Source organism: Pseudocalidococcus azoricus BACA0444 (assembly GCF_031729055.1).
GTDB lineage: Bacteria > Cyanobacteriota > Cyanobacteriia > Thermosynechococcales > Thermosynechococcaceae > Pseudocalidococcus > Pseudocalidococcus azoricus.
On record NZ_JAVMIP010000004.1, the window covers coordinates 131,546 to 154,690 of the forward strand.

A 23,145-nucleotide genomic window follows, 5' to 3' on the forward strand; every position below is an offset into this window, starting at 1 on the left:
CTCCCTAAAGTTCAAGCCATCTTGCATAGGGATCGAAATTTATTTGATTCCGCTTCCAAAAGATGGGTATTGAGCTTGCCTGAGGGTTTGATACAAGAATTTTAAGAGCTTCTTGAGAAATTTCTACTCCCCTTGGATTTGTACTTTGCTTTGGTAACTTTAAATATTGATTAATGCCAAGTTTCTGAATAATATTTTCTTGAATTGATCTTGGAATTAGATATAAAGCTCCTTGGGCATCCCAATGAATTTGTACTGGTAAAATGTCACAAGCTGGTCTGTATGTTTGGCTAAACTCAATTACTTTATCCCAATCAACTGTCCAAATTAGCTTGACTCCTGAAAATGAGTTACCTGTAATTGTTTTGATAGAAATTGGATTATCGGATAACTTAACATCTATCTCTGGTTCAGTAATTTTATCAGTTGTAATGTTTTTGATGTCGAATTTATAAATCAATAAGGCAATTAATACTTTCTCTCTTACTGATCCTACTTCCATGCCTATTTTTCCCGCTCTTGAACATTCGAGTTCTGCAAGATAGAAAAGCTCTGGGAGTTCCTTCTGTATCTTTAATTTTAATACCTTATCTGCAAAAATTTCTGTGATGTTCATGGCTATATTATTTAAGTCTTTAAAGCCTGTGTCAAATCGTGACGGGTAATGATGCTCACTAGGCACCCAACTTCATGGAAAACAGGTAAACGACTGATGTGGTGATGAATAGTGGTAGATGGCAAAATTGATTTAACCCCTTACATTCATGTCCAGGCCTGGATTGCACGGGTAAAACAACTACTGGGTTATCTCCCCATGGCTGGTTTGTAGAACTGTAACCTCTAAATATCTAGGAGAGAAACCTGATGGCAAACTCTGGCTGGGCCTATCCTGAATCCCCGTTTCATCCGGGTGAATTGGCGATTCAAACTCGCTTGGGTGTCCGGGAGCGTATTGATAAACAAGGGCGGCGAATTATCCGCGATTATTTACCGGAACAGCATCGGCAATTTTTCCAGCAGCTGCCCTATGTGATTGTCGGTTCGGTGGATGCCACAGCCAGGCCTTGGGCCTCAATTCTGGTGGGCCAGCCAGGGTTTCTTTCTACTCCAGATGAACGCACCTTGGTGGTTTCAACTCAGCTTTGGCCGGGAGACCCCTTGATTCAAAACCTTGCGACCGGGGTTGATCTTGGTTTTCTCGGGATTGAACTCCACAGTCGGCGGCGCAATCGCTTGAATGGGGCGGTCAAAGCAGTTTATCCCGATCACTTTGTTGTGGAAGTGGGCCAGAGTTTTGGGAATTGCCCCCAGTACATCCAGGCCCGGATGGTTGAATTTGTGGATCGTGACTCCAATTCGGCCGCATCAGTCCGTTCCATCCAGGGCCTGGGCATACCCGAGCAAACCCTGATTCAAGCAGCCGATACGTTTTTCATTGCCACGGCCTATCAGGATGACTCTGCCGGGCGAGGTCGGGGTGTGGATGTGTCTCATCGGGGCGGTAAACCAGGGTTTGTCAAGATTGAGGGGCATACGCTCACCATTCCTGACTTTTCCGGCAACCTCCAGTTCAATACCTTTGGCAACCTGGAGTTAAACTCTAGAGCAGGCTTGATTTTTATTGATTTTATCGGGGGTGATTTGCTTTATCTGACAGGCCGGGCCTGGGTGATTTGGGAAGGCGAAGAAATTACAGCCTATGAAGGAGCCGAGCGGTTACTCCGGTTTGAGCTTGAGGCGGGCTATTACGGCAAAAATACCTTACCTGTACGTTGGTCAGAGCCAGACTTTTCACCTTTTTTACGGGATACAGGGCCGTGGATGACACCAGAGGTAAAGGATTGATTAAACTTCATACTAAAGAGTACAAATTAGTCATTTTTAGCAAGGATGCCAAACTCTTGTAGGGCGGGTAAGAAGTTACGATTCTCATGGCCTGGTTGACTCAATTTAATCAGGGCAAAGCGTTGTAATGGGGTTAACTGGGCCCAGGCCAAGCGTGGAAAAGACTCACAACCCGTTTTAGCGATAAATTCAACAGTCACTTGGGCAGGAATTTCTTCAGTGTTGAACCAGGCCGGGTTTTCAGGAATTTCTAAGGTTTTGGCAGGCGTTCCTGTGTAGGCGGTTACCCAGGCCTGGAGTTTTTCGGCATAAGCTGTAATGTCTTCTGGGGAATCAAACGGACAATCAATCAGATATTGTCGTTGGGTCATTGAAAACTGATGCCAATGATTTAACTTCAGCTTCACCCCACAACTATCCAACCGATAGCGCACCACCATCGGAATACAACGCAGGGAATCAACAAAGTCGGTTTCAAAGTGAAAAAACATAAATTACTAATCAAAAATCAAGTTTACTCATCTTCATCTGATAATGGTAAATCTAATTCTACGGTAACGTCTTTAACTAATACACGAACATAAGCTACGAGATCAGAGTTAACTTCTCGAATATGCTCAGGGTGTTGATCAATGTCTTTGGCAAGGAAATTGAGAAATGCTTCAATGGATGACGTATCGCCCTGATTAGAGTCAGAAGATTCCAGTAGTGTCATTAGATTATTGTTTATGAAATTAGGTTAATTGCAAGGGATTTGTTTTGCAAACGCAAGGTTTTCTATGATAAAGATCAAGAGGAAATTTTCATTTCTATTATGTATGTAATGCCAGTGCATTGTCTTGTCGAACGGGGACTTGGAGTTTAGGTGGCTGAGTTTGCTGATTGACCGGAATCAGTTGCACGGCACAGGCTTTGAGTTCAGGTTCTAAGGAAATTGGACAGGCTTCGGGATGGGTTAAGGCGTTCACTTCGGTATTGTCACCCCAGAGAAAGCCCCAGTGCATCGGCATAAAAACAGTTCCAGGCGTAATTGCTTTGGTAATTAGCACCGGTAAACAGGCCCCACCCCGGCGAGATTTAATTTCGACCAGATCATCAGGTTTCAGTCCCAGTTGTTTGGCATCACGGGGATGAATTTCCAGTTGGGGCCTGGGATGCATTTTGGTAATCTTGGCAATATGTCCGGTGCGGGTTTGCGTATGCCAATGGCCATAGAGTCGCCCGGTGGTTAAAACAAAGGGATACTCTAAATCTACTGGTTCTGCCAGGCCCCGAGAATGTTCAAGAGCGAACTTAGCCCGATGATTGGGTGTTAAAAATCGGAAATCTGTATATAGTCGCTTCGTTTCTTGGGCTGTTTCATCACTGGCATTCACACCACAGGGCCATTGCAGCGGGCCGAGTTCTTGGAGGCGTTGATGACTGATGCCTGATTGATCACAAACACGTCCTTGGGTTAACTGGACAAACTCAGCATAGACAGCCGCCGCATCAGGAAAATTAAATTTATCCGCAAAGCCCAACCGCCGCCCCACCTCGGCAAAAATCTCCCAATCTGGCCGGGCTGATCCGGGAGGCTCTCTAAACTTTGGGCATAGGGTGACTCGCCGTTCCGAGTTGGTCATGGTTCCTGTTTTTTCACTCCACTGGGCGGCGGGCAAAACTAAGTGGGCATAGGCAGCGGTTTCGGTAGGGAAATAGGCATCTTGATAAATCGTAAAGGAAGAGCGTAGTAAGGCGGCCTTTGTCCGTTCTAAATCGGGTAAACTCACCGCCGGATTTGTCGCCGCAATCCATAAACAGCCCACCTCTCCTGCTTCCAGGCCCCGAATCATTTCCCACACAGAACGGCCAGGCATCGAGGAAATTTGTCCGGGGGGTAGTTGCCAAAATTCTTCTAGTTCTTGCCGATGTTGGGGATTTTTGACCAGCCGATACCCCGGTAACAAATGGGATAGTCCGCCCGCTTCTCGCCCGCCCATAGCATTGGGTTGCCCCGTCAAGGAAAATGGCCCACTCCCCGGCCGGCCAATCTGCCCCGTCAATAAATGAAGATTAATTAAACTGCGGGCTTTAGCGGTTCCTTCCGAGGATTGATTGATTCCCATTGACCAGAGAGATAATACCGCCTTGGCATGGCCCCAATACCGAGCGGCTTTTTCCAGGTCAGTTACCGTAATCCCACAGCGGGCTGCTACAGTTTCCGGGGGATAGTCTGCCACCACCTGAATATATTGGGCAAACCCTTGGGTACATTCATCGATAAATTCCGCATCAATCAGCCGCCACTTTAACAGCAAATGCCCCATGCCGTGGAGCAAATCAATATCGGTGCCAGGGTTAATCGCGAGATGTAAATCCGCGACCTCGGCTGTGGGTGTGCAGCGGGGATCGATGACAATCAGCTTCACCTTGGGATTAAATTTATGATGCTTACGGAGCCGATTAAAGACAATCGGATGACATTCCGCCGTATTTGTCCCAATTAAAAAGGCACAGTCAGTTAATTCTAAATCGTCATAACAACAAGGAGGGCCATCGGAGCCAAAGCTGTTAATGTAAGCCGCCACCGCCGAAGACATACAGAGCCGGGAATTGGCATCAAAATTATTGGTTCCTAAACAACCCTTGAGCAACTTTTGGGCCACATAATAGTCTTCAGTTTGGAACTGCCCCGAACCATACATACAGATGCCATCAGCCCCTTGGGTAAACCGTACCGTTTGCATCCGTTTGACAATCAGATCCAGGGCTGTATCCCAACTAATCCGTTGAAAGGGTTGATCCAAACGTTCTCGCCATAGGGGATAGAGCAATCGCTGTTGATCCACAGATTCGAGAATGGTTGCCCCTTTGACACAAATCATCCCCTGACTCGATGGATGCTCCCGATCGCCTCGGACTTTATAGCCTGTGGCAGATTGAGCATTTGGAACCGCTTCCAGGCCACAACCGACACCACAGTAGGGGCAAAGCGTTGAAACATTAGTTGGGGGGTTAATTGGGTCTGGCTTATTCGCCCTAGATGATGATTGAGTCTCTCGGACTAAAAGCTGTTGACAGGGAATGACCTCGGCAATTTGGTGGGGCTGGGCTTGATGGTAAACCTTAACTTCATCATCTGGATTGGCCCAAAACAAGGTTTGTTGTCCGGGGAAGATCACCCGCTCCCAGGCCCCATCCTGCACTAACCGGATTACCTGTAATTCTTCAGTGGCATTGCGGTAATAACAGAGGTGCGGCGGCGTTTGGACTGCCAAGGTGGCCTGGGTCGGGAAGTCATTCATCTTCTTACAGTTCCCTAATCAGAAGAATGGGTTAAAACTACGGAATCTGCTTCCAGGCCTAGGGCTAACTCTTCCCCTTCATGGTGACTAGCAAAGGAGCCTTTGGGTTCTTTCAAGAAGAAGGCACAGAGGAATGTGACAATTAAGGCGGTTACACCGAGGGTTTGGAAGAAAATTTGATTGCCCGCTGCCCCTTCCGGTAACAAGCTATAGAGCGTCAGATAACACACTGCCCCAACATTGCCATAGGCCCCGACATTTCCGGCAATCTGCCCCGTCACCCGACGTTTAATCAATGGCACAATCGCAAAGGTAGAACCCTCCCCGGCCTGGACAAAGAAGGAACACGCCATCGTTACCAAAATTGCAAACGGCAGCCAGGAACCACTATTTTGTCCGGCCATGACCAAATAGCCGATGCCCATGCCCCCCGTCAACACAGACATTGTCCATTTACGACTGCCAAGCCGATCCGAAATAATTCCCCCACCCGGCCGGGCCATCAAATTCATAAAGGCATAGCTGGCGGCAATCATCCCGGCATGGGACTTAGACAGACTAAAGGTGAGTTCAAAAAAGGCTGGCAACATGGAAACGACGGCCAACTCTGAACCAAAGTTAACAAAATAGGTCAAGTTCAATAACGCAACTTGGTTAAACCGATAGCGGTCGCTGGCTGGGTATTGTCTCTTTTCCGTAAATAAGGCCCGATTTACATCCCAACATTTGTAGGCCTGGAACCCATACAGCACCACCAGGCCCAGCCAAATGAGTTCCATAAATCCCATATTAATCAAGCCAATTTTTTCTAACCGCCAGGCCAGTAATCCCAGCACACCGACTAAGGGGATATTGCAGACCAACATTAACCAAAAGTCCCGGACACTGGTTACTTCCAGGCCACCATGCCGACTTGGTTTTTGATAGGTTTTGCCCGTTGGGGTGTCTTGGGCCGAGAAGAAGTAAATCACGCCGTAGATCGCCGCAGCAATCCCCGTCAACGCAATGGTGAGCCGCCAGTTTCCTTGACCACCGGATAAAAATGAGAGGCCCAAGGCAATTGAGGGCAAGGTAAAGGCCGCCGCCGCCGAACCAAAGTTTCCCCAACCGCCATAAACGCCTTCCGCAAAACCAATTTCTTTGGGCGGAAACCACTCAGCCACCATCCGAATCCCAATCACAAACCCGGCCCCGACAATGCTCAAGAGCAAGCGACTCATCACCAACCAGCTAAAGTCATTGGCCATGGCAAACATGAAACAGGGAATCGCCGAAAACACCAACAAACAACTGTAGGTAATCTTGGGGCCAAACCGATCTAAGACCATGCCAATGATGATCCGGGCCGGAACCGTCAAGGCGACATTACAAATGGCCAGGGTGCGAATTTGGCCGGTGCTTAAGCCCAAATCTTCCTGCACCATCGTCGCTAAGGGGGCAAAGTTAAACCAAACAACAAAGGTCAGGAAAAAGGCAAACCAAGTTAAATGCAGGATACGGTATCGGTCTCGAAAGGATAAAATCGGGTGCAACATAGAATCATTCCTGGATATTTAATAACTGAGAAATCAGAAAAAATGGCCGCATCAAGCCCTGCGCAAGGAATCCTACGCCTTGGGGGCAGAGTCAGTGGCTGGTCTGGATGGCTTAAACCAAAACCAACATCGGATTAGAGGGGTTGTTTGCAGTCGGGGCGCGGGGCCGAGCCTGAAACCGTTCAATTAACAACTCGGTTAATATGGCCTGGAGTTCATCGCAGGGAATGCCTTTGCGGACACAGGTTCCCAACTGAGCATCTTTGCCCACTTTGCCGCCGAGGTAGAGATCCACCCCATCCACGGTTTCGCCATTGCGCCGAACTTTGGTGCCCATCAGGCCAATATCTGCCACTTGGGGTTGGCCACAGGAGTTGGGGCAGCCAGTCCAATGGATCCGCACGGGCCGAGATAGCTCCAGTTCTGCTTCTAAGGCGGCACTCATGGCCAGGGCCCGATTTTTGGTCTCGATCAAGGCAAAATTGCAAAACTGGGCCCCAGTACAAGACACAAGGGAACGCTGCAATGGCGATGGATCAATACCAAAGCGTTTGAGAATGGGTTCGGCTAACAGGCCAGGGAGTTGAGCATCGGGAACATGGGTGAGAATAAAATTTTGTTCAACGGTCAGCCGGACTTCTCCGTTGCCATAGGTTTGGGCAATTCGCCCCAGTTCCAGAAAATCAGAGGCATAGAGCCGCCCCACGGGAATATGAAGGCCGACATAGTTCAATCCCGGCTGTTTTTGCGGATAGACCCCTAAATGATCTCGCTTGTCCCAGTTAATTTCATCCTCAGGAGCGGCATTGAGGAGGGGAAAGGTTAATTTAGCGGCAACTTCTTGACGAAATTTTTCCAGGCCCCACTGGTCAATCAACCACATCAAGCGGGATTTTTGCCGATTAGTCCGCGGCCCGTGATCCCGAAACAGTTCCAAAATTGCCCGACACAGATCAAGCACGGCCTGATCCGGAGTCACCCAAGCATCTAACGGAACGGCTGCCTCACAGCGTCGGGCCGAGAAAAAGCCACCCACCAAGACGTTAAATCCTAAGATTCCTTGTCGGTAGGCGGGGATAAAGGCAATATCGTTGATTTCGGCATGGACGGAATTATCCCGACCGCCTTCGAGGGCAATGTTAAATTTGCGGGGCAGGTTACTAAACTCCGAGTTGCCTTGACCGTTATTGGTAATCATGGCCTGGAGTTGGGCCACCAGAGGGCGAGTATCAATCAATTCATCCCGCTCAATCCCCGCTACAGGCGAGCCGGTAATGTTGCGGACATTGTCCATGCCCGATTGAATCGTGGTTAAGCCACAGGCCTGGAGTCGCTCAAAAATAGCGGGAATATCCTCAATCCGAATCCCCCGAATTTGCAGGTTTTGCCGGGTGGTAATATCGCCACTGCCACTGTCACCATAGCGTTGGACAATTTCACCGATGGTCTGGAGTTGGTCACTGGTCAAAATCCCGTGGGGGATGCGTAGCCGCAGCATAAATTGGCCGGGGGTGACGGGGCGAAAAAAGATGCCCAGCCATTTCAAGCGCAAATCCCGGTCATCTTCGGGAATATTCTCCCAACCAATGGCAGCAAAATGCTCCAATTCGCTCTGGACTGCCAGGCCATCCTTAGTTGCTTTGACGGTCTCAAATTTATTAGCCACGATTGATCGCTAGGTCACAATAGCCGTCACTGTATGAATTTATTTCAGGAGGGTTTTGTAACTTAAACTACATTTTCTTGGCATCAATGCAATATCATCATGTCAGTCATGCGTCCTTTGCATAGTGTTGTTAATAATACATTTTATCGATCAGAATCAGAAGGCTTGCATCAAAGGAATGTATCTTATTTTACCAAATTCCATCGAGAAATCCGCTACGGTTTAATCCCTAAGTCAGCCTTCAATCCAATGAAATCTTGCCGACAGCCTCAGGAGTCACAATTTTGCCCATGCGCTTAGAGCAATTGCAGGCCTTCTTGGTGGTGGCGGAACGGGGGAGTTTTCAACAAGCGGCCCTCGAATGTGGTGTCAATCAATCAACCATCAGTCGGCAAATTCAAGCCTTAGAAACGGAACTGGCAACCTGTTTATTTCATCGCAGTACCCAGGCCAAACTCACCGTATCAGGAACAATATTTCTCAAGCGGGCCCGTAAAATTTGGCAAGAGTGGCAAACCGCCAATCAAGAACTGAATGAATTTCATCAGGGCAAACAAACTGAACTCTGTGTGGCCGCTATTCATTCCGTTTGCGCAACGGTATTACCTCCGTTACTACCTCGATTTTGTCAACACTATCCCCAGGTGCAATTACGAGTGACCGCGTTGGGGAGTGATCGGGCCTTGAAGGTATTGCGGGATGGCCTGGTGGATGTAGCGATTGTGATGGGTAATCGCAGTTTAGCCAACACAGCCGAATTTGTTGTCCAGCCCCTGTTTGAGGAACCCATTGGCCTGTTAATGGCGGCGAATCATCCGTTAGTTAAAAAAACAACTATCACTTGGGAGCAGGTAGCAGCCTATCCTCATGTGGTTTTTAAGGATGGTTATGGGATGCGGCGATTAGTTGAAGATGAATTTATGCGGCGCAACACCCCGTTAATGGCGGCCTTAGAATTGAATACTCCGGATGCGTTTAATACAGTTGTCGGTTCGAGTCAAATGTTAGCCTTGTTGCCAGAGTCAATGTTAGTGGATGCTGCCAAAAATCCTGCCTTAGTCGTCCATTATTTTCACAATCAAAACTCATCTGAGGGCATTATTTTACAGCGGCAAGTCATGGTTGTGACGACCATTGATCGACTCAATATTTCCCCGATTGCGGACTTCTTTCATCTAATCACTGAAAAGTTAGGAAGCACACCTCAGCTTTTAGCAGTCTAATCTTAGTCAATTATTTTGAGAACATCATGAGTCGAGCGTTTCGGGAGTTATTAAAAAAAATTGGCAGTGGTGCTCATACGAGTAAAGATTTAACCCGTGCTGAAGCGGCCCAGGCCATGACAATGATGCTCACCCAAGCGGCGACTCCGGCCCAGATTGGGGCATTTTTGATTGCCCACCGAATTAAGCGGCCGACGGGGGCAGAATTAGCCGGAATGTTGGATGCTTACGAGCAGCTTGGCCCCAAAGTCCCTGCTATCAATTCTGCACAACCCGTGGTGATTTTAAGTCAACCCTATGATGGCCGGGATCGCACCATTCCGTTGAGTATCCTGACAGCGTTGGTTTTGGCGGCGGCTGGTTGTCCGGTCTTGCAACATGGGGGCGAGCGGATGCCCACAAAAGAGGGAATACCGCTGATTGATCTGTGGCGGGGCCTGGGCGTAGATTGGTCAGGCTGTTCTCTAGCTCAGATACAGCAGATTTTAGAAGCTACAAACCTGGGATTTGTTTATTTACCGACTCATTTTCCCCAGGCCCAGGCCCTTGTCCCCTACCGCGAGCAAATTGGTAAACGTCCCCCCTTAGCGACCTTGGAATTGATTTGGTCTCCCTATGCGGGCCCTTGTCATGTCGTCGCTGGATTTGTTCATCCGCCAACAGAAACCATGATCCAGGAGGCGTTGACCTTAAGAGGGGTGACGGAATTTACAACAGTCAAGGGCCTGGAGGGCAGTTGTGATTTACCCCAAGAACGCACCGCCATTATTGGTTTATATTCTGTTGTTGATGGGGAAGCATCCCTCACTCGGTTGCGGTTGCACGCTAGTGATTATGGTTTAGGAGGGAAGAACCCGGCCTGGGCCAATCTGAATGATTCAATAGTCGCCATGGAAGCAGTTTTAGACGGTCGCTTTAATCAACTTCGTCAAGCCCTTCTTTGGAATAGTGGCTTTTATCTTTGGCAATATAATGATTTTGAAAACTTGACTGAAGGGATTCAACAGGCGGCTAAATTGCTAGATTCTGGTCAGGTGAAGCAGCAGCTCAAATACCTCAAGCAGGTTTGTGATACTCATTTTCAGAAGTTTTGCTCTTTATGATGATTAGCAATATTCTCAGATTTCCGCCGAATCACCGCATCGTAATATTTAATACTCTTAAGCATATTCTTGCGTGTTGCGCGCGTAAAAAACGTATTGATAATTTCCGACAGTTCTCAGACCATATTATGTTCTTGGTGAAACTGCGACTCATGAAAAATATTCGTAAAAATGTCTTCTGTGAGAATGTGCTAAATCAACATCTCATGAATATCAAAAATCTCAATTTCTGGCTTAATCAACTGCCGACAGACCTCTAAAAAGGCATTGTGCTGCTCCCGAAATTGGGTATTATAGCGTTACGCAGACTGTTCTGAGAGAGTAGAAATGTCAAAAAGACTGCTCATAAAGCATTTTCTGACTTGTCCCCATCTCACCCTAAATGAGTAACGCTATACCAGCCTCTTGCTGGTTAATAATGTCCCGTAACGCCATCAGAATATAGGGAATATCTTCCTTATAGATTGAAAAATTTAGGTTGAAAATTTGTGAATTTCCTTTGGTTGAATTGCAATGATAACGGGTTACTTCAGGCTAAGTTTTTCAGGTCACAAAAAAACCTTGGATATCCAAGGCCTTTAAGTATTTAATTTTAGACTACAAGCTCAGGAGTTAGGGCTTAGACAGGGGCTTTCCACTCCCCATCCACAAACCACTCCTGCACCGCTTCAGCCTTCGCATTCGTCCGCCGGGCTGGGGTTTCTCGAGTGAATTTCATGTGAATTTCCCGGTTTTGTTCGCCATCAGCCGCCACAGCCTTAATAGGAAAGTCAATCAGACCATCTTGGAAGGACATCTGGAAGCGGAACGTGCCATCAGGACTGAGTTCAATCACTTTGCCACCAATGGTAACTGTGGCATCGGGTTCAGTCGCCCCATAGACAATCAATTCCGCATCAGCCACTAACCAGAACTGCCGGGGTTTAACAGGGGGAACCGAGGCCGAGAAGCCCACGCCTGACATGGTTAAGCCAGAGACGTTGGGAACCGCCCACAGACCCACACCCGAGGGGAAAACATAGGAACTGATGGCCTGGGATGGTAATAGTTCAGCGGAGGAGGGAATCATTTGCATAGAACCATACAAAGACCCAGCTACCCGTTGGGCTTCCACTCCCTGCGCCATCCCGAAAATGCTGTCGTAAATTGGGCTGGTGGGTACTTCAGTTTCTACAGATTCAGGAGTGCCCAAATTGAACAGAGTTTTGCCCTGTAAATCTATATCCCAATCCACGGTAATAAATTGATCCCAGATCCAATCAGAAGGGTAGGTCGGCGGCACACGCACCGGGGCTGAACGGGACAAGGCCAACCAGCGGCCATCCCCACACCGATAGCCAATTTCAACCACATAGTCCCGATCACTGACCGGAATCGGTAAATACCACTCCCGCGCCAGTTCATCGCAGGGGTATTCCTGGACACTGTGGGGAATTTGGCTATCTAAATTAACATTCGTAGCATCATAAATCCGTAACGCTAGCTGCTGCCCCCCTTGTCGCCGGAAATCTTCGCGGTGTTCATTAGGAATATCCCAGTAGGTATAGGCCCATTGGGGATCTCGGGGCATTAAGACAATCCGACTTTCACCATATCCAGCCGGTAAATCTCCCAGGCCCTCATCCACAGTGGCTAGGGTGTCATCTAAATCAACAGCAGGCCCGAGATCAAATTTTGCAGCTTCCACTTTTTCTTGAGACTCCAAACGCGGGGGTACAGGTTGGGTGGCGGCGGGAACAACGACTTGTTTTTCACGGATCGCGTCCAATAGCTGATCTTTACGCATCCGACTGTAACGAGAAACTTGGAATTCGCTGGCCACACGCCGGAGTTGGCGTAATGTCATGTCTTCCAATGGGGGTTGTTCTTTTGGCATCTAACACCTCCTAATTAACCGAGGTCAGATCTGAATGAGTGGGCAGGGAAAAGAATTAAATCTAAATCTGGCTAACTCACTTCAGAATGAACTCAGTTTGGCCGTTGATCCCCAGGTTCGTCAAGTTCTGTTAAGGATTTGATCCCCAATTGGGTGCATTTTCAGACCTTAAGTCGAACATTTGTCAGGGAAATATAACCGAATAAAAATACTGGGGATCGTAATCGAGTCTGTAGCCCTCAGCGTTGCGGGTAAAATTCCCCCCTAACCGGGCTTATCTCCAGGCCAAAACGCCCAGGCCGAGAGTTCACCCCCAGTCAGTCCGGGTCGCGCTTAAAATGAAAATTGGCTAAATGCCTGTCAACTTGCACGCTCTCTCCGTCCAGGCCCCGATTGAGGTTTTTATGACACCACGCTACAGAATGCTGATTGGGTCTGAACTTGTCCCCGCCGTTGAGGGCCTTTGGCAATCCATCATCAACCCATCTACAGAAGAGATTATTGCCGAAGTCCCCCAGGCCAATGCAGTGGATGTAGATCTCGCCGTACAAGCGGCCCAAAAAGCCTTCCCGGCCTGGTCAACCCTTTCCCCTGGAGAACGGAGTCACTACCTTTGGCAACTAGCCCAGGGCCTGGAAAAATATAGCGATGAACTCATCCAACTGGAAAGCACCAATGCGGGCAAGCCAATCAAACTAGTCAGTAATGGGGATGTGCCCTTTGCCATTGATAACCTGAAATATTTTGCCGGCCAGGCCCGTGTGATTGAAGGCTTAGGGACAGGGGAAGTTGTCGGCGGCTATACCTCAACCATTCGGCGCGAACCCATTGGCGTGATTGGCTCCATTGCCCCGTGGAACTACCCGATCATGATGGCGATCTGGAAAATTGCCCCCGCCCTGGCTGCCGGAAATACTGTTGTCTTGAAACCCGCCCCCCAAACTCCCTTGACCAGCCTGAAAATTGGCGAAATTGCCCAGGAAATTGGCCTGCCCCCAGGAGTTTTGAATATTGTCACTGGTGGTGGGCCAGAAGTGGGAGAGCCATTGGTCATCCATCCCCAAGCCCGGATGATTTCCTTTACAGGTTCCACCGCCACCGGCAAACGGATTATGGGATTAGCGGCCCACAAAATGGCCCGGGTGCATTTGGAACTGGGCGGCAAAGCTCCCCTAATTGTTTTGGCTGATGCGGATATTGAGGCGGCGGCACGGGGGGCAGTAGTGGGTAGCTATGTGAATACGGGCCAAGACTGTACGGCGGTGACACGGATTTTAGTTGAACGCCCCCACTATCACCATTTCTTAGACCGCTTTACAGAACTTTCTAAGGAAGTCCGAATTGGAGATATTAGCTCTGAGTCCACGGATATGGGGCCGTTGGTTTCAGCGGATCAAAAAGAGCGTGTGGCTGGATTTGTCGATCGGGCCCAGGCCGCTGGAATTAAACTGCATTATCAAGGAACTGTTCCCGATGGCCCAGGGTTTTACTATCCCCCAACAATTTTTGTCGAGGCCCCCACAGACAGCGAAATTATGCAGGAAGAAGTCTTTGGGCCGGTGGTGGTGATCAATCCGGTAGACTCCGTGGATGAAGCGATTGCGGTGGCCAATGATATTCGTTATGGTTTGGCCGCGTCCGTCTGGACAAAAAATATCCACCAGGCCTGGAAAGTCGCGGCGGCGTTGCAGTTTGGGACGGTGTGGGTGAATGATCACTTGCCCTTGTGCGCGGAAATGCCCCACGGTGGTTTCAAAGAATCGGGTTTTGGGAAAGACTTATCCCGCTATGCCTTTGAGGAATACACCATTGCCAAGCACGTCATGTTTGATCTCAGTGGTGAGGCGGAAAAAGGTTGGCATTTCTCGGTTTTTGGAGATCCCCAGTAGGTATTGATCTCAACGCAGATTGTGATCCGAGTCCAAAAGCGAGATTGATCCTGATCACTCCCCAGCCACGGTGGAATGTGGGAGCCTTAAGGTCAGGTGTAATAAATCACATCGCTGCTTCTAGAGTATTTTCCTTCGTTGATTGGTAAGTCTCCCATGTTTCAGTCTCCCTTGATTGTCCGGTTTTGGGGAGTGCGCGGCAGTATTCCATCCCCAGGCCCCCATACGGTTCGCTACGGCGGTAATACCCCTTGTGTGGAAATCCAGGCCGGGGGAGAGCGACTCATTTTTGACGGCGGGACTGGCTTGCGGGTTTTGGGGGAGGAACTATTGAAACATTTACCCATCACCGCCCATGTCTTTTTTTCCCACACCCACTGGGATCATATTCAAGGGTTTCCTTTTTTTCAACCAGCGTTTATTCCCGGTAATTGTTTTCACATTTATGGTGTCCCCGGTGTGGATGGCCATAGTATTCAGCAATGCCTCAACGACCAAATGCTCCATCCCAACTTCCCAGTTCCCCTACAGATCATGGCGGGCGCGCTGAAGTTTCATGACTTGGGGCCCGGAGCAGTGACTAAAATTGCCGATGCTACCATTACCAATCAACGCCTGAATCATCCAGGGGGTGGGGTGGGCTATCGCATCAAGTGGCACGGTCAAGTGATCAGCTACGTCACCGATACAGAGCATTATCCAGACAAGCTAGACCCCGCAGCGCTTAGTTTGGCTAATCAAGCCGATGTGATGATCTATGATGCCACTTACACCGATGCCGAATATTACTCCCCTGCCCAGAGCAAAATTGGTTGGGGCCATTCCACTTGGCAAGAAGCGGTTAAACTGGCCCAAACTGCCCGAGTCAAACACCTCGTTTTGTTTCATCACGATCCCACCCATGATGACGAATTTTTAGATGAAATTTGCCAACTCGCCCAACAAGCCTTTCCCAACACGACCGTAGCCCATGAGGGATTAATTTTATCTCTAGGTACTTCTTAATATTTCTGTTTGTTGAGAACAGCCTATCCAACTGGAGTCAGCATCAAGCCAATCGGCCAACGTTCAGTCGGGCCGATCCATTTAGAAATGAACGAAAATAAATCGACAAACCTTGCTCTGAAAAGGTTTATCGGGGTTTATGCCTCAGAATCATCTGAAGTAACGCAATAGTCTAGATTAAATTTGCTAAGATTATTTTCAGGCTTGCAGAAATTTTGTTCTTTTGCCCAAGTTGTTGGAAACTAGCCCTATGTTGAGTCGTGTTGCGGATGCTATTTACTGGCTGAATCGGTATATTGAACGAGCCGAAAATATTGCCCGCTTTGTAGATGTTAACTTAAATCTGCTGCTAGATTTACCCATGGTGGGCGAGCAGTGGCATCCCTTAGTTTTGACCACTGGAGATCTGGCCTTTTTCCAACAGCATTATGGGAATCCTACCGCTGAGAACGTGATCCAATGTCTCACCTTTGATAGTCATTACCCCAACTCGATCTACTCCTGTATGCGGGCGGCACGGGAAAATGCCTCCTCGATTCGGGAAGTAATTTCTTCGGAGATGTGGCTAGAGGTGAATAGTTTTTATGCCTTTGTCCGAGACGCAGCCAAAAGTCAGCCCCAGGGAGATATTGCTGATTTCTTAGCTAAGGTTAAACAGGCCAGCCATTCGTTTACAGGGGTGATGGACGCAACGATGACCCATAACGAGGGGTGGCATTTTGGGCAGATGGGGCGATTGCTGGAGCGGGCAGATAAAACCAGTCGGATTTTGGATGTGAAATATTACTTACTCTTGCCTTCTGTGGAGGATGTCGGGTCTTCCATTGATGAGTTGGGTTGGATTGCCCTGCTCAAATCTGCTAGTGCCTATGAAATGTATCGCAAACGGGGACAACATCGGATTACACCGGCTGGAGTTGCGGACTTTTTGATTTTAGATGCTGAGTTTCCGCGGGCAATTCGCTCTTGCTTACTCCATGTTGAGCAGTATATGTATAAAGTTACGGGAACACCAATTGGCTCTTGGAAGCTACCTGTGGAACGGGTCATTGGCCGTTTACGTTCAGAGTTGGATTATTTAACCATTGAGGAAATTATTTCCCGCGGAATGCATGAATTTCTAGATCAACTGCAAACCCAAATTAACCAAGTGGATCAAGAAATCTTTAATACATTTTTTGCATTGGAGGCTGTCGCTTAGGGATATTGTCCTGGAACTTGGATCCAATTCAGTAAATACCTTCAGGATACTTGTGCGTTACTTCATTCAACACCAAACAACCTACAATTACGCCCAGGCCATTGAACTTTTACCCCATACGATCCGCCTCCGGCCAAGGGTGTCTGGATCACAATTACTGCATCAGTTTAGTTGCCAAGTGTTACCGCTGCCGGAAAATCAAACCCTAGTCTTAGATGCAGAAGGAAACTCGGTTATTCATCTCTGGTGGGGGCGACAACCGACTCAGCAACTCCAAGTGCAAATTACCGCCGCGGTGGAAACCTTATGTACCAATCCCTTTAATTTTGTTTTAGAACCTTGGGCCACCCATTTTCCCCTCAATTATCCCACCCTCACCCTCCATAGCCTCCAGGCCTATCTCACCCCACCCCTGCCCCCCGTTGGCTTTGATCCAGTCGCCTATCAACTCGCCCAAGAAATCGCCCAGGCCTGTGACAGCAACATCATCCTCTTCCTAAACCAACTGACCCAAAAACTCTATGAACACAGCACCTACCAAATTCGGGAAACGGGATCACCCTGGCCCCCCTGTTTGACCTGGCAAAAGCAATCTGGCTCCTGTCGAGATTTAACGGTTTTGTTTATGGAAGCCTGTCGCTGTATGGGGTTGGCGGCTCGGTTTGTCAGTGGCTACCAGGAAGGAGATCTCGACAGTCGGGAACGGCATTTACACGCTTGGGCCGAGGTCTATTTACCGGGGGCTGGCTGGCTGGGCTATGATCCAACCCATGGTTTAGCGGTGGCGGATCGGCATATTCCTTTGGTGGCGGCGGCTCATCCCCTCAATGCAGCTCCGGTGACGGGTTCTGTGCGGGGAGCAGGGGTTCAGTCCGAGATGAGTTATCAACTGGCCATTTCTGTTTTATAGGGTTACGCCGACTGTTCTGAGAGAGTAGAAATCTTCAAAAACTGCCCATCCAACATTTTCTGACTTGGCCCTGTCTCACCCGAAATGAGTCCTGCTATGGCTTCAGGAACTGCCTCCAATGGGGATTTGAGAAATATCCTTGGTCGGGACTAAGCATTTTGCCCCTTTGGCCGAGGCCGGCTTCACTGTTCCTGGGCTAATTGGAGATTGATTGCGTCCACAGACAAACCGATTGCAAGCAGCTTTTAGGCATCACTTTCTTCAGCAGAAATAATTGACTGCGGGCAGATTGAACAATGGGGAACCAAGGCAAAAGGTGTCAAAATGGCTAATGTCTCCCTTTGTTATGGCTAGTTGCCCGAGATGCGTTAGCTCCACCCTTTGCCCTGATTGGCCTGACTATGACTGCAAGCAATGACCTGAATCAATTTGACCTGGCCCCGGACCATAAACTCTATGAGGGTAAGGCCAAGATTATTTACAAAACCCCAGATCCCCAGGTTTTACTTGCCTATTTCAAGGATGATGCGACGGCTTTTAATGCCCAAAAAAAAGGGGCCATTGTCGGCAAAGGGGCAATGAACTGCCAGATTTCCAGTCACCTATTCCGTTACTTAGCCCACCAGGCCATTGCCAGCCACTTTCTAGCCCAGGTGGCCGCCGATGTGATGCAAGTCCAGGCTGTTGAAATTATTCCCCTGGAAGTCGTTGTTCGGAATCGGGCCGCTGGCAGTCTGTGCAAACAAACGGGCCTGGAACTGGGATTGGTTTTGCCCTTTCCATTGGTGGAGTTTTATCTCAAAGATGATGCCTTGGGGGATCCCCTCCTGACCCCAGATCGCTTAACCCTCTTGAATGTCGCCAGCACTGCCGAAATTGCCCAACTGCGGGGCCTGGCCTTGAAAATTAACAGCCTTTTAACGCACTTTTTTCAAGATTGTGGCATTACCCTAGTGGATTTTAAGCTGGAGTTTGGTCGCAATCCCCAAGGTGAAATTTTACTAGCCGATGAAATTAGTCCAGATACCTGTCGTTTATGGAATCAGGCCGAGTCAGATCCCCATCGTCGCGTGATGGATAAAGACCGCTTCCGTCAGGATTTAGGGGATATTGAAGCTGCCTATAAAAGCGTTATGGAACGAGTTTTAGCCCAGGAACTCTGACAAAGTTTTCAATTTTACAAACCCGATCATTAAAAACCTTAATTTCCGCCTCAATACAGTCTTATGCTGTTGATCGGTCATGAGAGTTCTTTCTTTTCGCTGCAAGGTTAGGCATGACAACAGTTCATTTCATAGATACACACCTTTTGATCTTGCCAGGTTATTTCTGCTGTAACTAAGTTCATGCCAATTTTTTCAGCCACGCGCCTAGATGCAAGATTTTGCGGATGGATCAGACAGACTAATTGTTTAAGTTGTAGTTGATTGAATCCATACTGGCAACAGGCCTGGGCTGCTTCTGTGGCCAAACCTTGTCCCCATAGTTGACGCTGAATGTGGAATCCAACTTCAACCTTTTCAATTCCATCAACATTCTGCAACACCAAACCACAATCCCCAATCACTTTGTTGTTTTCCTTAAGAACTAATGCCCACAGGCCAAAGCCATGATTGCGATATCTTTGGAGATTATGGTTGATCCAGGTTTGAGTCATCTCATCATCAAAGGGCTGAGGATAAAACTTCATTACTTCTGGATCAGAAAAAACCAGCAGTAAATCCTGACTATCCGCTAAAGTCATTGGCCGAAGAATCATGCGAGGTGTGACTATTTGAAGCATTGTTGTCGATTGAATGATCAATCTGGCTAGGGAGAACAACTTTAGCCCGGAAAATATCGTCTTCAAGCTGACCAATGCCGAGTAATGTTCCTGCTTGATCTAAAACTCGATGGGGAGTGGTTAAATTCACGGTTTCAATCGCCATTTTCTGGCCACAACACCAGCGTTTAGCAATCTCTGCATCCAATCTAATTGCCGGGAGATGTTGCAGAGCCAGGCCTGGGGCAATGAGATTGGTTGAGTCGGGGTTGAGATCATCAAGGGTGCAAGAATTTCCTAATTCAAAGCCGCAACTTTTTGTCCGTGTTAAACTCGCAAGAGTTGCGCCCACGCCTAAAACTGCCCCTAAATCTCTAGCAATTGAGCGAATATAGGTTCCGGGGCCGCAATTAATCATTAACTCAACGGTGGCAGTGGGGCCTGGTTGCCAAGCTAAAACCTCAAGATTGAAAATATCAACCCAGCGAGTGGAAATATCAATGGATTCACCTTTTCTTGCTAACTGATAAAGTCGTTTTCCGGCAACTTGAACGGCACTATAGGCAGGAGGACGTTGATCATAACCCTTGTGAAAGATTTCTAACCCTTGCCTCACCTGTGCTTGAGTGATTTCACTAGCATTGGCCTGAGCAATAATTGTTCCTGTTATATCGTCTGTATCCGTCACCAGGCCCAATTGGATCACCCCTCGATAGGCTTTTTCTGTGGGTAAGTAGGGCAATAGTCGCGTTGCTGTCCCCAAAGCTATCGGTAAGACCCCAGTTGCCATTGGATCTAACGTTCCGCCATGACCAACCCGCTTAAGTCTAAACATCCGCCGCAGCTTTGCCACACAATCATGGGAGGTAAATCCCGCTGGTTTATTCAGATTCAGAAACCCTGATAGTTGCGGCCCATGCTTCATAAATTATTTAGCCCACTCAATTTCTTCCACATCTAAATCTATCTCTCAAGACCTGACTCTTGAATTTGTGGGCAATCCAATGATTTGCCAGTCCGCCATCGCCTTTGTTTTCCATCCCCATCTAGGCAAGGACAACGGCCAAAACCATTAGCAGCTAAACCTTTATCCCTGAACTCAGCTTATGCTAGAAGGGAGACCCTAGGTTTGTCAGCATCCCAGGCCTGGCTGTAGATAGTTGAGGATCCTCTCCCAACCCGTCAAGCTTGACAGTCGGATATGTTTCTCAGAGGTTGATTTATGGTGATGTCCACTACATCTGTCCCGGTAACGGTCTTGACTGGATATTTGGGGGCCGGCAAAACCACCTTACTGAACCGAATTTTGACCTACGAACATGGCAAGAAGGTGGCCGTGATTGTCAATGAGTTTGGGGAAGTTGGGATTGATCATCAACTGGTTGTCAATGCTGATGAAGAAATTTTTGAGATGAACAATGGCTGTATTTGCTGCACCGTCCGGGGCGATCTGATTCGGATTATTGGCAATCTGATGCGGCGGCGGGATAAATTTGACCATTTGGTGATTGAAACCACTGGCCTGGCGGATCCGGCTCCTGTGATTCAAACCTTTTTTATGGATGATGATGTTCGCTCTCAGGCCCAGTTAGATGCGGTCGTGACGGTGGTGGATACCAAACATATTGAGCACCATTGGGATGCGGATGAAGCTCTGGAACAGATTGGCTTTGCCGATATTATTTTGTTAAACAAAACCGATTTAGTCTCCCCAGAACAGTTGCTCAGACTGGAAGAACGAATTCGCGGGATGAATGCCCTGGCCAAAATTTACCGGACTCAAAATGCCGACATCTCTATGGATGCCATTCTGGGGGTGCAAGCCTTTGATTTAGACCGCGCCTTAGACGTTGATCCCAATTTCCTCCATGAAGCGGCCCATGAACATGATCAAACCGTGGGGTCGGTGGCGATTCGGGAATCGGGGGCAGTGGACGGGGAGAAACTCGATGGTTGGCTGAGTCACCTGTTGCAAACCCAAGGGGCAAATATTTTTCGGATGAAGGGGATTCTCAATTTGGCTGGGGAAGATCACCGCTTTGTCTTTCAAGGGGTACATATGTTGTTTGATGGTCGCGCCGACCGCCCTTGGAAATCCCCAGCGGAACGGAAAAATGAACTGGTCTTTATTGGCCGAAACTTAGATGCGGCGATGCTGACCCAAGGATTCCAGGCCTGCCTTCTCCCATGAGTAACTCTGCGCCCAAGTTTCAACCCGTATTTAGGGAGGAATTGAGTGATTATGTCACGGGCCTGGCCTGGTCATCGCGGGGGCTATTGGCAACCTGCTCGGCGGCGGGAGAGGTGGGAATTGCCGATGGTGAAGTCCTGACCCTGATTAAACAAGCCGATGGGTATTCCCTCAGTCAGGTGCTATTTTCGTCCGATGGGCAGTTTTTGGCGGCGGCGGGGCAAACGGGAGAGGTGTTCATTTGGCAAATTGTCGAGCATGGCTGCACCCCCGACAGCCTAACACCAAAGTTCAGAGATTCCGAGGCTCGGGCCACCCTGATCACAACTCTGCCCAACCCGGATACTTGGATCGATCACCTGGCCTGGCACCCAATCCGACCGGAACTGGCCATTGGCCTGGGGCATTATGTCCAAGTTTGGGAGGCTTCCACTCTTACCCCGATGACCACCCTAGATTTCGCCGCCTCATCAGTCCTGGGCCTGGCCTGGCATCCGACAGGGGCATACCTAGCGGTGGGAGGGTATCAAGGGATTCAGGTTTGGACTGCCGCAGATTGGGATCAAGACCCTGAGCATTTACCCCTAATGTCTGCCTGTGTGAACCTGGCCTGGTCAGGAAATGGCCAGTTTATGGCAGCGGCCAATATTGATCGCACCCTTTCCCTTTGGCAGTGGGGAGATATCAGCCCCTGGGAAATGCGCGGGTTTCCGGGAAAAGTTAAACAACTGGTTTGGTCGGATGCGCTTTCTGATGCGGGTACGCCTCTTTTAGCTTCTAGTTGTGCTGAAGGCATTGTGGTTTGGGAGAGGGATGAGGAGCTGGGGTGGGCCTCGAGGATTTTAGATCTGCATCAGCAGGCCGTGATCACCGTTGTCTTTCAACCCAACAGCTTACTCCTAGCCTCGGCCGGTTCAGAGGGCTGGATCCGTTTATGGGATCAGGCCCAGGAGCCGATTCAAATTCTGGAAGGGGCAAAAGCTGGTTTTAGTACCCTGGCCTGGAGTGGGGATGGCAGTCTCTTGGCGGCTGGGGGCCAGGTCGGGGAAGTTCTAGTTTGGCAAAGCGTTGAAAATATTTTGATAAACAATTAAATATCATCAGTAACCGCCAATGAATCAATCGCCAATTTCCGCAACATCTATCCCCGCCACCCAGGGGCAGACCATCTACCCAGAGCCTTATGCCTCTCTAGTTCAAGGGCGGTTGAAACGAAAATTAGGGGACTTTTTTGGACTGAAGAATTTTGGGGTGAATTTAACCGATTTGGCCCCCGGTGCCCAGTCCGCCCTGCTCCATCATCACTCCCAGCAGGATGAATTCATTTTTATTTTGGCAGGAACACCAACCCTAATTCTGGGTGATCGGGAACTTACCTTGGGGCCTGGGGATTGTTATGGGTTTCCGGCCGGCACTGGGATTGCCCATCAATTAGTCAACCCATCAGCAGAACCTGTCAGATACTTAGAGATTGGTGACCGCAGCCCCAACGATCAGGTTAACTATCCCAATGATGATCTCCAGGCCAGCTTAACCGATGGGCAATGGATAATTACTCACAAAGATGGCCAACTCTACTAATGAAGCTACCGATCAAGTCCATCCCCTAACCTAGCTCAGGACTCCCCATTCCATTGGCCAGCTTCAGTGAT

20 protein-coding genes are annotated in these 23,145 nt (G+C 48.7%); 11 read left to right on the plus strand and 9 right to left on the minus strand.

The features are described from left to right. Window positions 1–4 precede the first annotated feature (4 nt). Window positions 5–616, minus strand: a complete 612-nt coding sequence (locus tag RIF25_RS06720; protein ID WP_322877779.1) for a ThaI family type II restriction endonuclease — start codon at window positions 614–616, stop codon at window positions 5–7. Between the two features lie 248 nt (window positions 617–864). Between RIF25_RS06720 and RIF25_RS06725 the strand changes: the two genes are divergently transcribed. Then, window positions 865–1,845 (plus strand): pyridoxamine 5'-phosphate oxidase family protein, encoded by a 981-nt coding sequence (locus RIF25_RS06725; protein WP_322877780.1) that lies wholly within the window; start codon window positions 865–867, stop codon window positions 1,843–1,845. 26 nt (window positions 1,846–1,871) lie between these two features. On the opposite strand, the gene RIF25_RS06730 is transcribed toward RIF25_RS06725, so the two are convergent. From RIF25_RS06730 to RIF25_RS06750, 5 genes are all read right to left on the minus strand, one after another. After that, on the minus strand, window positions 1,872–2,336 hold the full coding sequence (locus RIF25_RS06730) for a nitrate reductase associated protein (RefSeq protein WP_322877781.1): 465 nt from the start codon (window positions 2,334–2,336) through the stop codon (window positions 1,872–1,874). Between the two features lie 23 nt (window positions 2,337–2,359). Further along, a complete protein-coding gene (locus tag RIF25_RS06735; RefSeq protein ID WP_322877782.1) occupies window positions 2,360–2,560 on the minus strand; it encodes a type II toxin-antitoxin system PrlF family antitoxin in 201 nt (66 codons plus the stop codon). 97 nt (window positions 2,561–2,657) lie between these two features. Next, on the minus strand, window positions 2,658–5,132 hold the full coding sequence (locus tag RIF25_RS06740) for a molybdopterin-dependent oxidoreductase (RefSeq protein ID WP_322877783.1): 2,475 nt from the start codon (window positions 5,130–5,132) through the stop codon (window positions 2,658–2,660). Between the two features lie 14 nt (window positions 5,133–5,146). After that, the gene (locus RIF25_RS06745; protein ID WP_322877784.1) at window positions 5,147–6,667 is read right to left on the minus strand and encodes an MFS transporter; all 1,521 of its coding nucleotides are present in this window, start codon (window positions 6,665–6,667) and stop codon (window positions 5,147–5,149) included. A gap of 112 nt (window positions 6,668–6,779) precedes the next feature. Continuing rightward, entirely contained in the window at window positions 6,780–8,333 is a 1,554-nt protein-coding gene (locus RIF25_RS06750) for a ferredoxin--nitrite reductase (protein ID WP_322877785.1), read from the minus strand. A gap of 290 nt (window positions 8,334–8,623) precedes the next feature. On the opposite strand from RIF25_RS06750, the gene RIF25_RS06755 reads away from it, so the two are divergent. Together RIF25_RS06755 and RIF25_RS06760 are read left to right on the plus strand one after the other, a co-directional pair. Further along, window positions 8,624–9,556 (plus strand): LysR family transcriptional regulator, encoded by a 933-nt coding sequence (locus RIF25_RS06755; RefSeq protein ID WP_322877786.1) that lies wholly within the window; start codon window positions 8,624–8,626, stop codon window positions 9,554–9,556. Window positions 9,557–9,582: 26 nt separating this feature from the next. Further along, window positions 9,583–10,659: an anthranilate phosphoribosyltransferase family protein gene (locus RIF25_RS06760; RefSeq protein WP_322877787.1), complete on the plus strand. Its 1,077-nt coding sequence runs from the start codon at window positions 9,583–9,585 to the stop codon at window positions 10,657–10,659. A 619-nt stretch (window positions 10,660–11,278) separates the two neighbouring features. Here RIF25_RS06760 and RIF25_RS06765 read toward each other — a convergent pair. After that, entirely contained in the window at window positions 11,279–12,535 is a 1,257-nt protein-coding gene (locus RIF25_RS06765) for a DUF4912 domain-containing protein (RefSeq protein WP_322877788.1), read from the minus strand. Between the two features lie 353 nt (window positions 12,536–12,888). On the opposite strand from RIF25_RS06765, the gene RIF25_RS06770 reads away from it, so the two are divergent. The 5 genes from RIF25_RS06770 (at window position 12,889) to purC (ending at window position 18,703) form a co-directional block, all read left to right on the plus strand. After that, on the plus strand, window positions 12,889–14,424 hold the full coding sequence (locus RIF25_RS06770) for an aminobutyraldehyde dehydrogenase (RefSeq protein WP_322877789.1): 1,536 nt from the start codon (window positions 12,889–12,891) through the stop codon (window positions 14,422–14,424). Window positions 14,425–14,580: 156 nt separating this feature from the next. Next, on the plus strand, window positions 14,581–15,429 hold the full coding sequence (locus RIF25_RS06775) for an MBL fold metallo-hydrolase (RefSeq protein WP_322877790.1): 849 nt from the start codon (window positions 14,581–14,583) through the stop codon (window positions 15,427–15,429). Window positions 15,430–15,679: 250 nt separating this feature from the next. Beyond that, a complete protein-coding gene (locus RIF25_RS06780; protein WP_015123725.1) occupies window positions 15,680–16,630 on the plus strand; it encodes an alpha-E domain-containing protein in 951 nt (316 codons plus the stop codon). Window positions 16,631–16,682: 52 nt separating this feature from the next. Further along, window positions 16,683–17,540: a transglutaminase family protein gene (locus RIF25_RS06785; protein ID WP_322877791.1), complete on the plus strand. Its 858-nt coding sequence runs from the start codon at window positions 16,683–16,685 to the stop codon at window positions 17,538–17,540. A 434-nt stretch (window positions 17,541–17,974) separates the two neighbouring features. Next, window positions 17,975–18,703 (plus strand): phosphoribosylaminoimidazolesuccinocarboxamide synthase, encoded by a 729-nt coding sequence (gene purC, locus RIF25_RS06790; RefSeq protein WP_407682352.1) that lies wholly within the window; start codon window positions 17,975–17,977, stop codon window positions 18,701–18,703. A gap of 107 nt (window positions 18,704–18,810) precedes the next feature. On the opposite strand, the gene RIF25_RS06795 is transcribed toward purC, so the two are convergent. Both RIF25_RS06795 and truB read right to left on the minus strand, forming a co-directional pair. Continuing rightward, window positions 18,811–19,284, minus strand: coding sequence for a GNAT family N-acetyltransferase (locus RIF25_RS06795; protein WP_322877792.1), 474 nt, complete (start codon window positions 19,282–19,284; stop codon window positions 18,811–18,813). Next, a complete protein-coding gene (gene truB / locus RIF25_RS06800; RefSeq protein ID WP_322877793.1) occupies window positions 19,268–20,227 on the minus strand; it encodes a tRNA pseudouridine(55) synthase TruB in 960 nt (319 codons plus the stop codon). The genes RIF25_RS06795 and truB overlap by 17 nt, the downstream gene beginning before the upstream one ends. Window positions 20,228–20,524: 297 nt before the next feature. Between truB and RIF25_RS06805 the strand changes: the two genes are divergently transcribed. Genes RIF25_RS06805 through RIF25_RS06815 form a run of 3 tightly spaced genes read left to right on the plus strand, consistent with a single transcriptional unit; the run spans window position 20,525 to window position 23,074 of the window. Next, window positions 20,525–21,493, plus strand: a complete 969-nt coding sequence (locus tag RIF25_RS06805) for a CobW family GTP-binding protein (protein WP_322877794.1) — start codon at window positions 20,525–20,527, stop codon at window positions 21,491–21,493. Continuing rightward, window positions 21,490–22,587 carry a WD40 repeat domain-containing protein gene (locus tag RIF25_RS06810; protein WP_322877795.1) on the plus strand — a complete coding sequence of 366 codons (1,098 nt, stop codon included), beginning with the start codon at window positions 21,490–21,492 and terminating at the stop codon, window positions 22,585–22,587. The genes RIF25_RS06805 and RIF25_RS06810 overlap by 4 nt, the downstream gene beginning before the upstream one ends. 19 nt (window positions 22,588–22,606) lie before the next feature. After that, entirely contained in the window at window positions 22,607–23,074 is a 468-nt protein-coding gene (locus RIF25_RS06815) for a cupin domain-containing protein (protein WP_322877796.1), read from the plus strand. Window positions 23,075–23,145 lie beyond the last annotated feature (71 nt).

Bases quoted from the DNA above. Each gene is read 5' to 3' on its own strand.
- RIF25_RS06720 (WP_322877779.1), bottom strand. From the start codon at position 616: ATGAACATCACAGAAATTTTTGCAGATAAGGTATTAAAATTAAAGATA.
- RIF25_RS06725 (WP_322877780.1), top strand. From the start codon at position 865: ATGGCAAACTCTGGCTGGGCCTATCCTGAATCCCCGTTTCATCCGGGT.
- RIF25_RS06730 (WP_322877781.1), bottom strand. From the start codon at position 2,336: ATGTTTTTTCACTTTGAAACCGACTTTGTTGATTCCCTGCGTTGTATT.
- RIF25_RS06735 (WP_322877782.1), bottom strand. From the start codon at position 2,560: ATGACACTACTGGAATCTTCTGACTCTAATCAGGGCGATACGTCATCC.
- RIF25_RS06740 (WP_322877783.1), bottom strand. From the start codon at position 5,132: ATGAATGACTTCCCGACCCAGGCCACCTTGGCAGTCCAAACGCCGCCG.
- RIF25_RS06745 (WP_322877784.1), bottom strand. From the start codon at position 6,667: ATGTTGCACCCGATTTTATCCTTTCGAGACCGATACCGTATCCTGCAT.
- RIF25_RS06755 (WP_322877786.1), top strand. From the start codon at position 8,624: ATGCGCTTAGAGCAATTGCAGGCCTTCTTGGTGGTGGCGGAACGGGGG.
- RIF25_RS06760 (WP_322877787.1), top strand. From the start codon at position 9,583: ATGAGTCGAGCGTTTCGGGAGTTATTAAAAAAAATTGGCAGTGGTGCT.
- RIF25_RS06765 (WP_322877788.1), bottom strand. From the start codon at position 12,535: ATGCCAAAAGAACAACCCCCATTGGAAGACATGACATTACGCCAACTC.
- RIF25_RS06770 (WP_322877789.1), top strand. From the start codon at position 12,889: ATGCCTGTCAACTTGCACGCTCTCTCCGTCCAGGCCCCGATTGAGGTT.
- RIF25_RS06775 (WP_322877790.1), top strand. From the start codon at position 14,581: ATGTTTCAGTCTCCCTTGATTGTCCGGTTTTGGGGAGTGCGCGGCAGT.
- RIF25_RS06780 (WP_015123725.1), top strand. From the start codon at position 15,680: ATGTTGAGTCGTGTTGCGGATGCTATTTACTGGCTGAATCGGTATATT.
- RIF25_RS06795 (WP_322877792.1), bottom strand. From the start codon at position 19,284: ATGACTTTAGCGGATAGTCAGGATTTACTGCTGGTTTTTTCTGATCCA.
- truB (WP_322877793.1), bottom strand. From the start codon at position 20,227: ATGAAGCATGGGCCGCAACTATCAGGGTTTCTGAATCTGAATAAACCA.
- RIF25_RS06805 (WP_322877794.1), top strand. From the start codon at position 20,525: ATGGTGATGTCCACTACATCTGTCCCGGTAACGGTCTTGACTGGATAT.
- RIF25_RS06810 (WP_322877795.1), top strand. From the start codon at position 21,490: ATGAGTAACTCTGCGCCCAAGTTTCAACCCGTATTTAGGGAGGAATTG.
- RIF25_RS06815 (WP_322877796.1), top strand. From the start codon at position 22,607: ATGAATCAATCGCCAATTTCCGCAACATCTATCCCCGCCACCCAGGGG.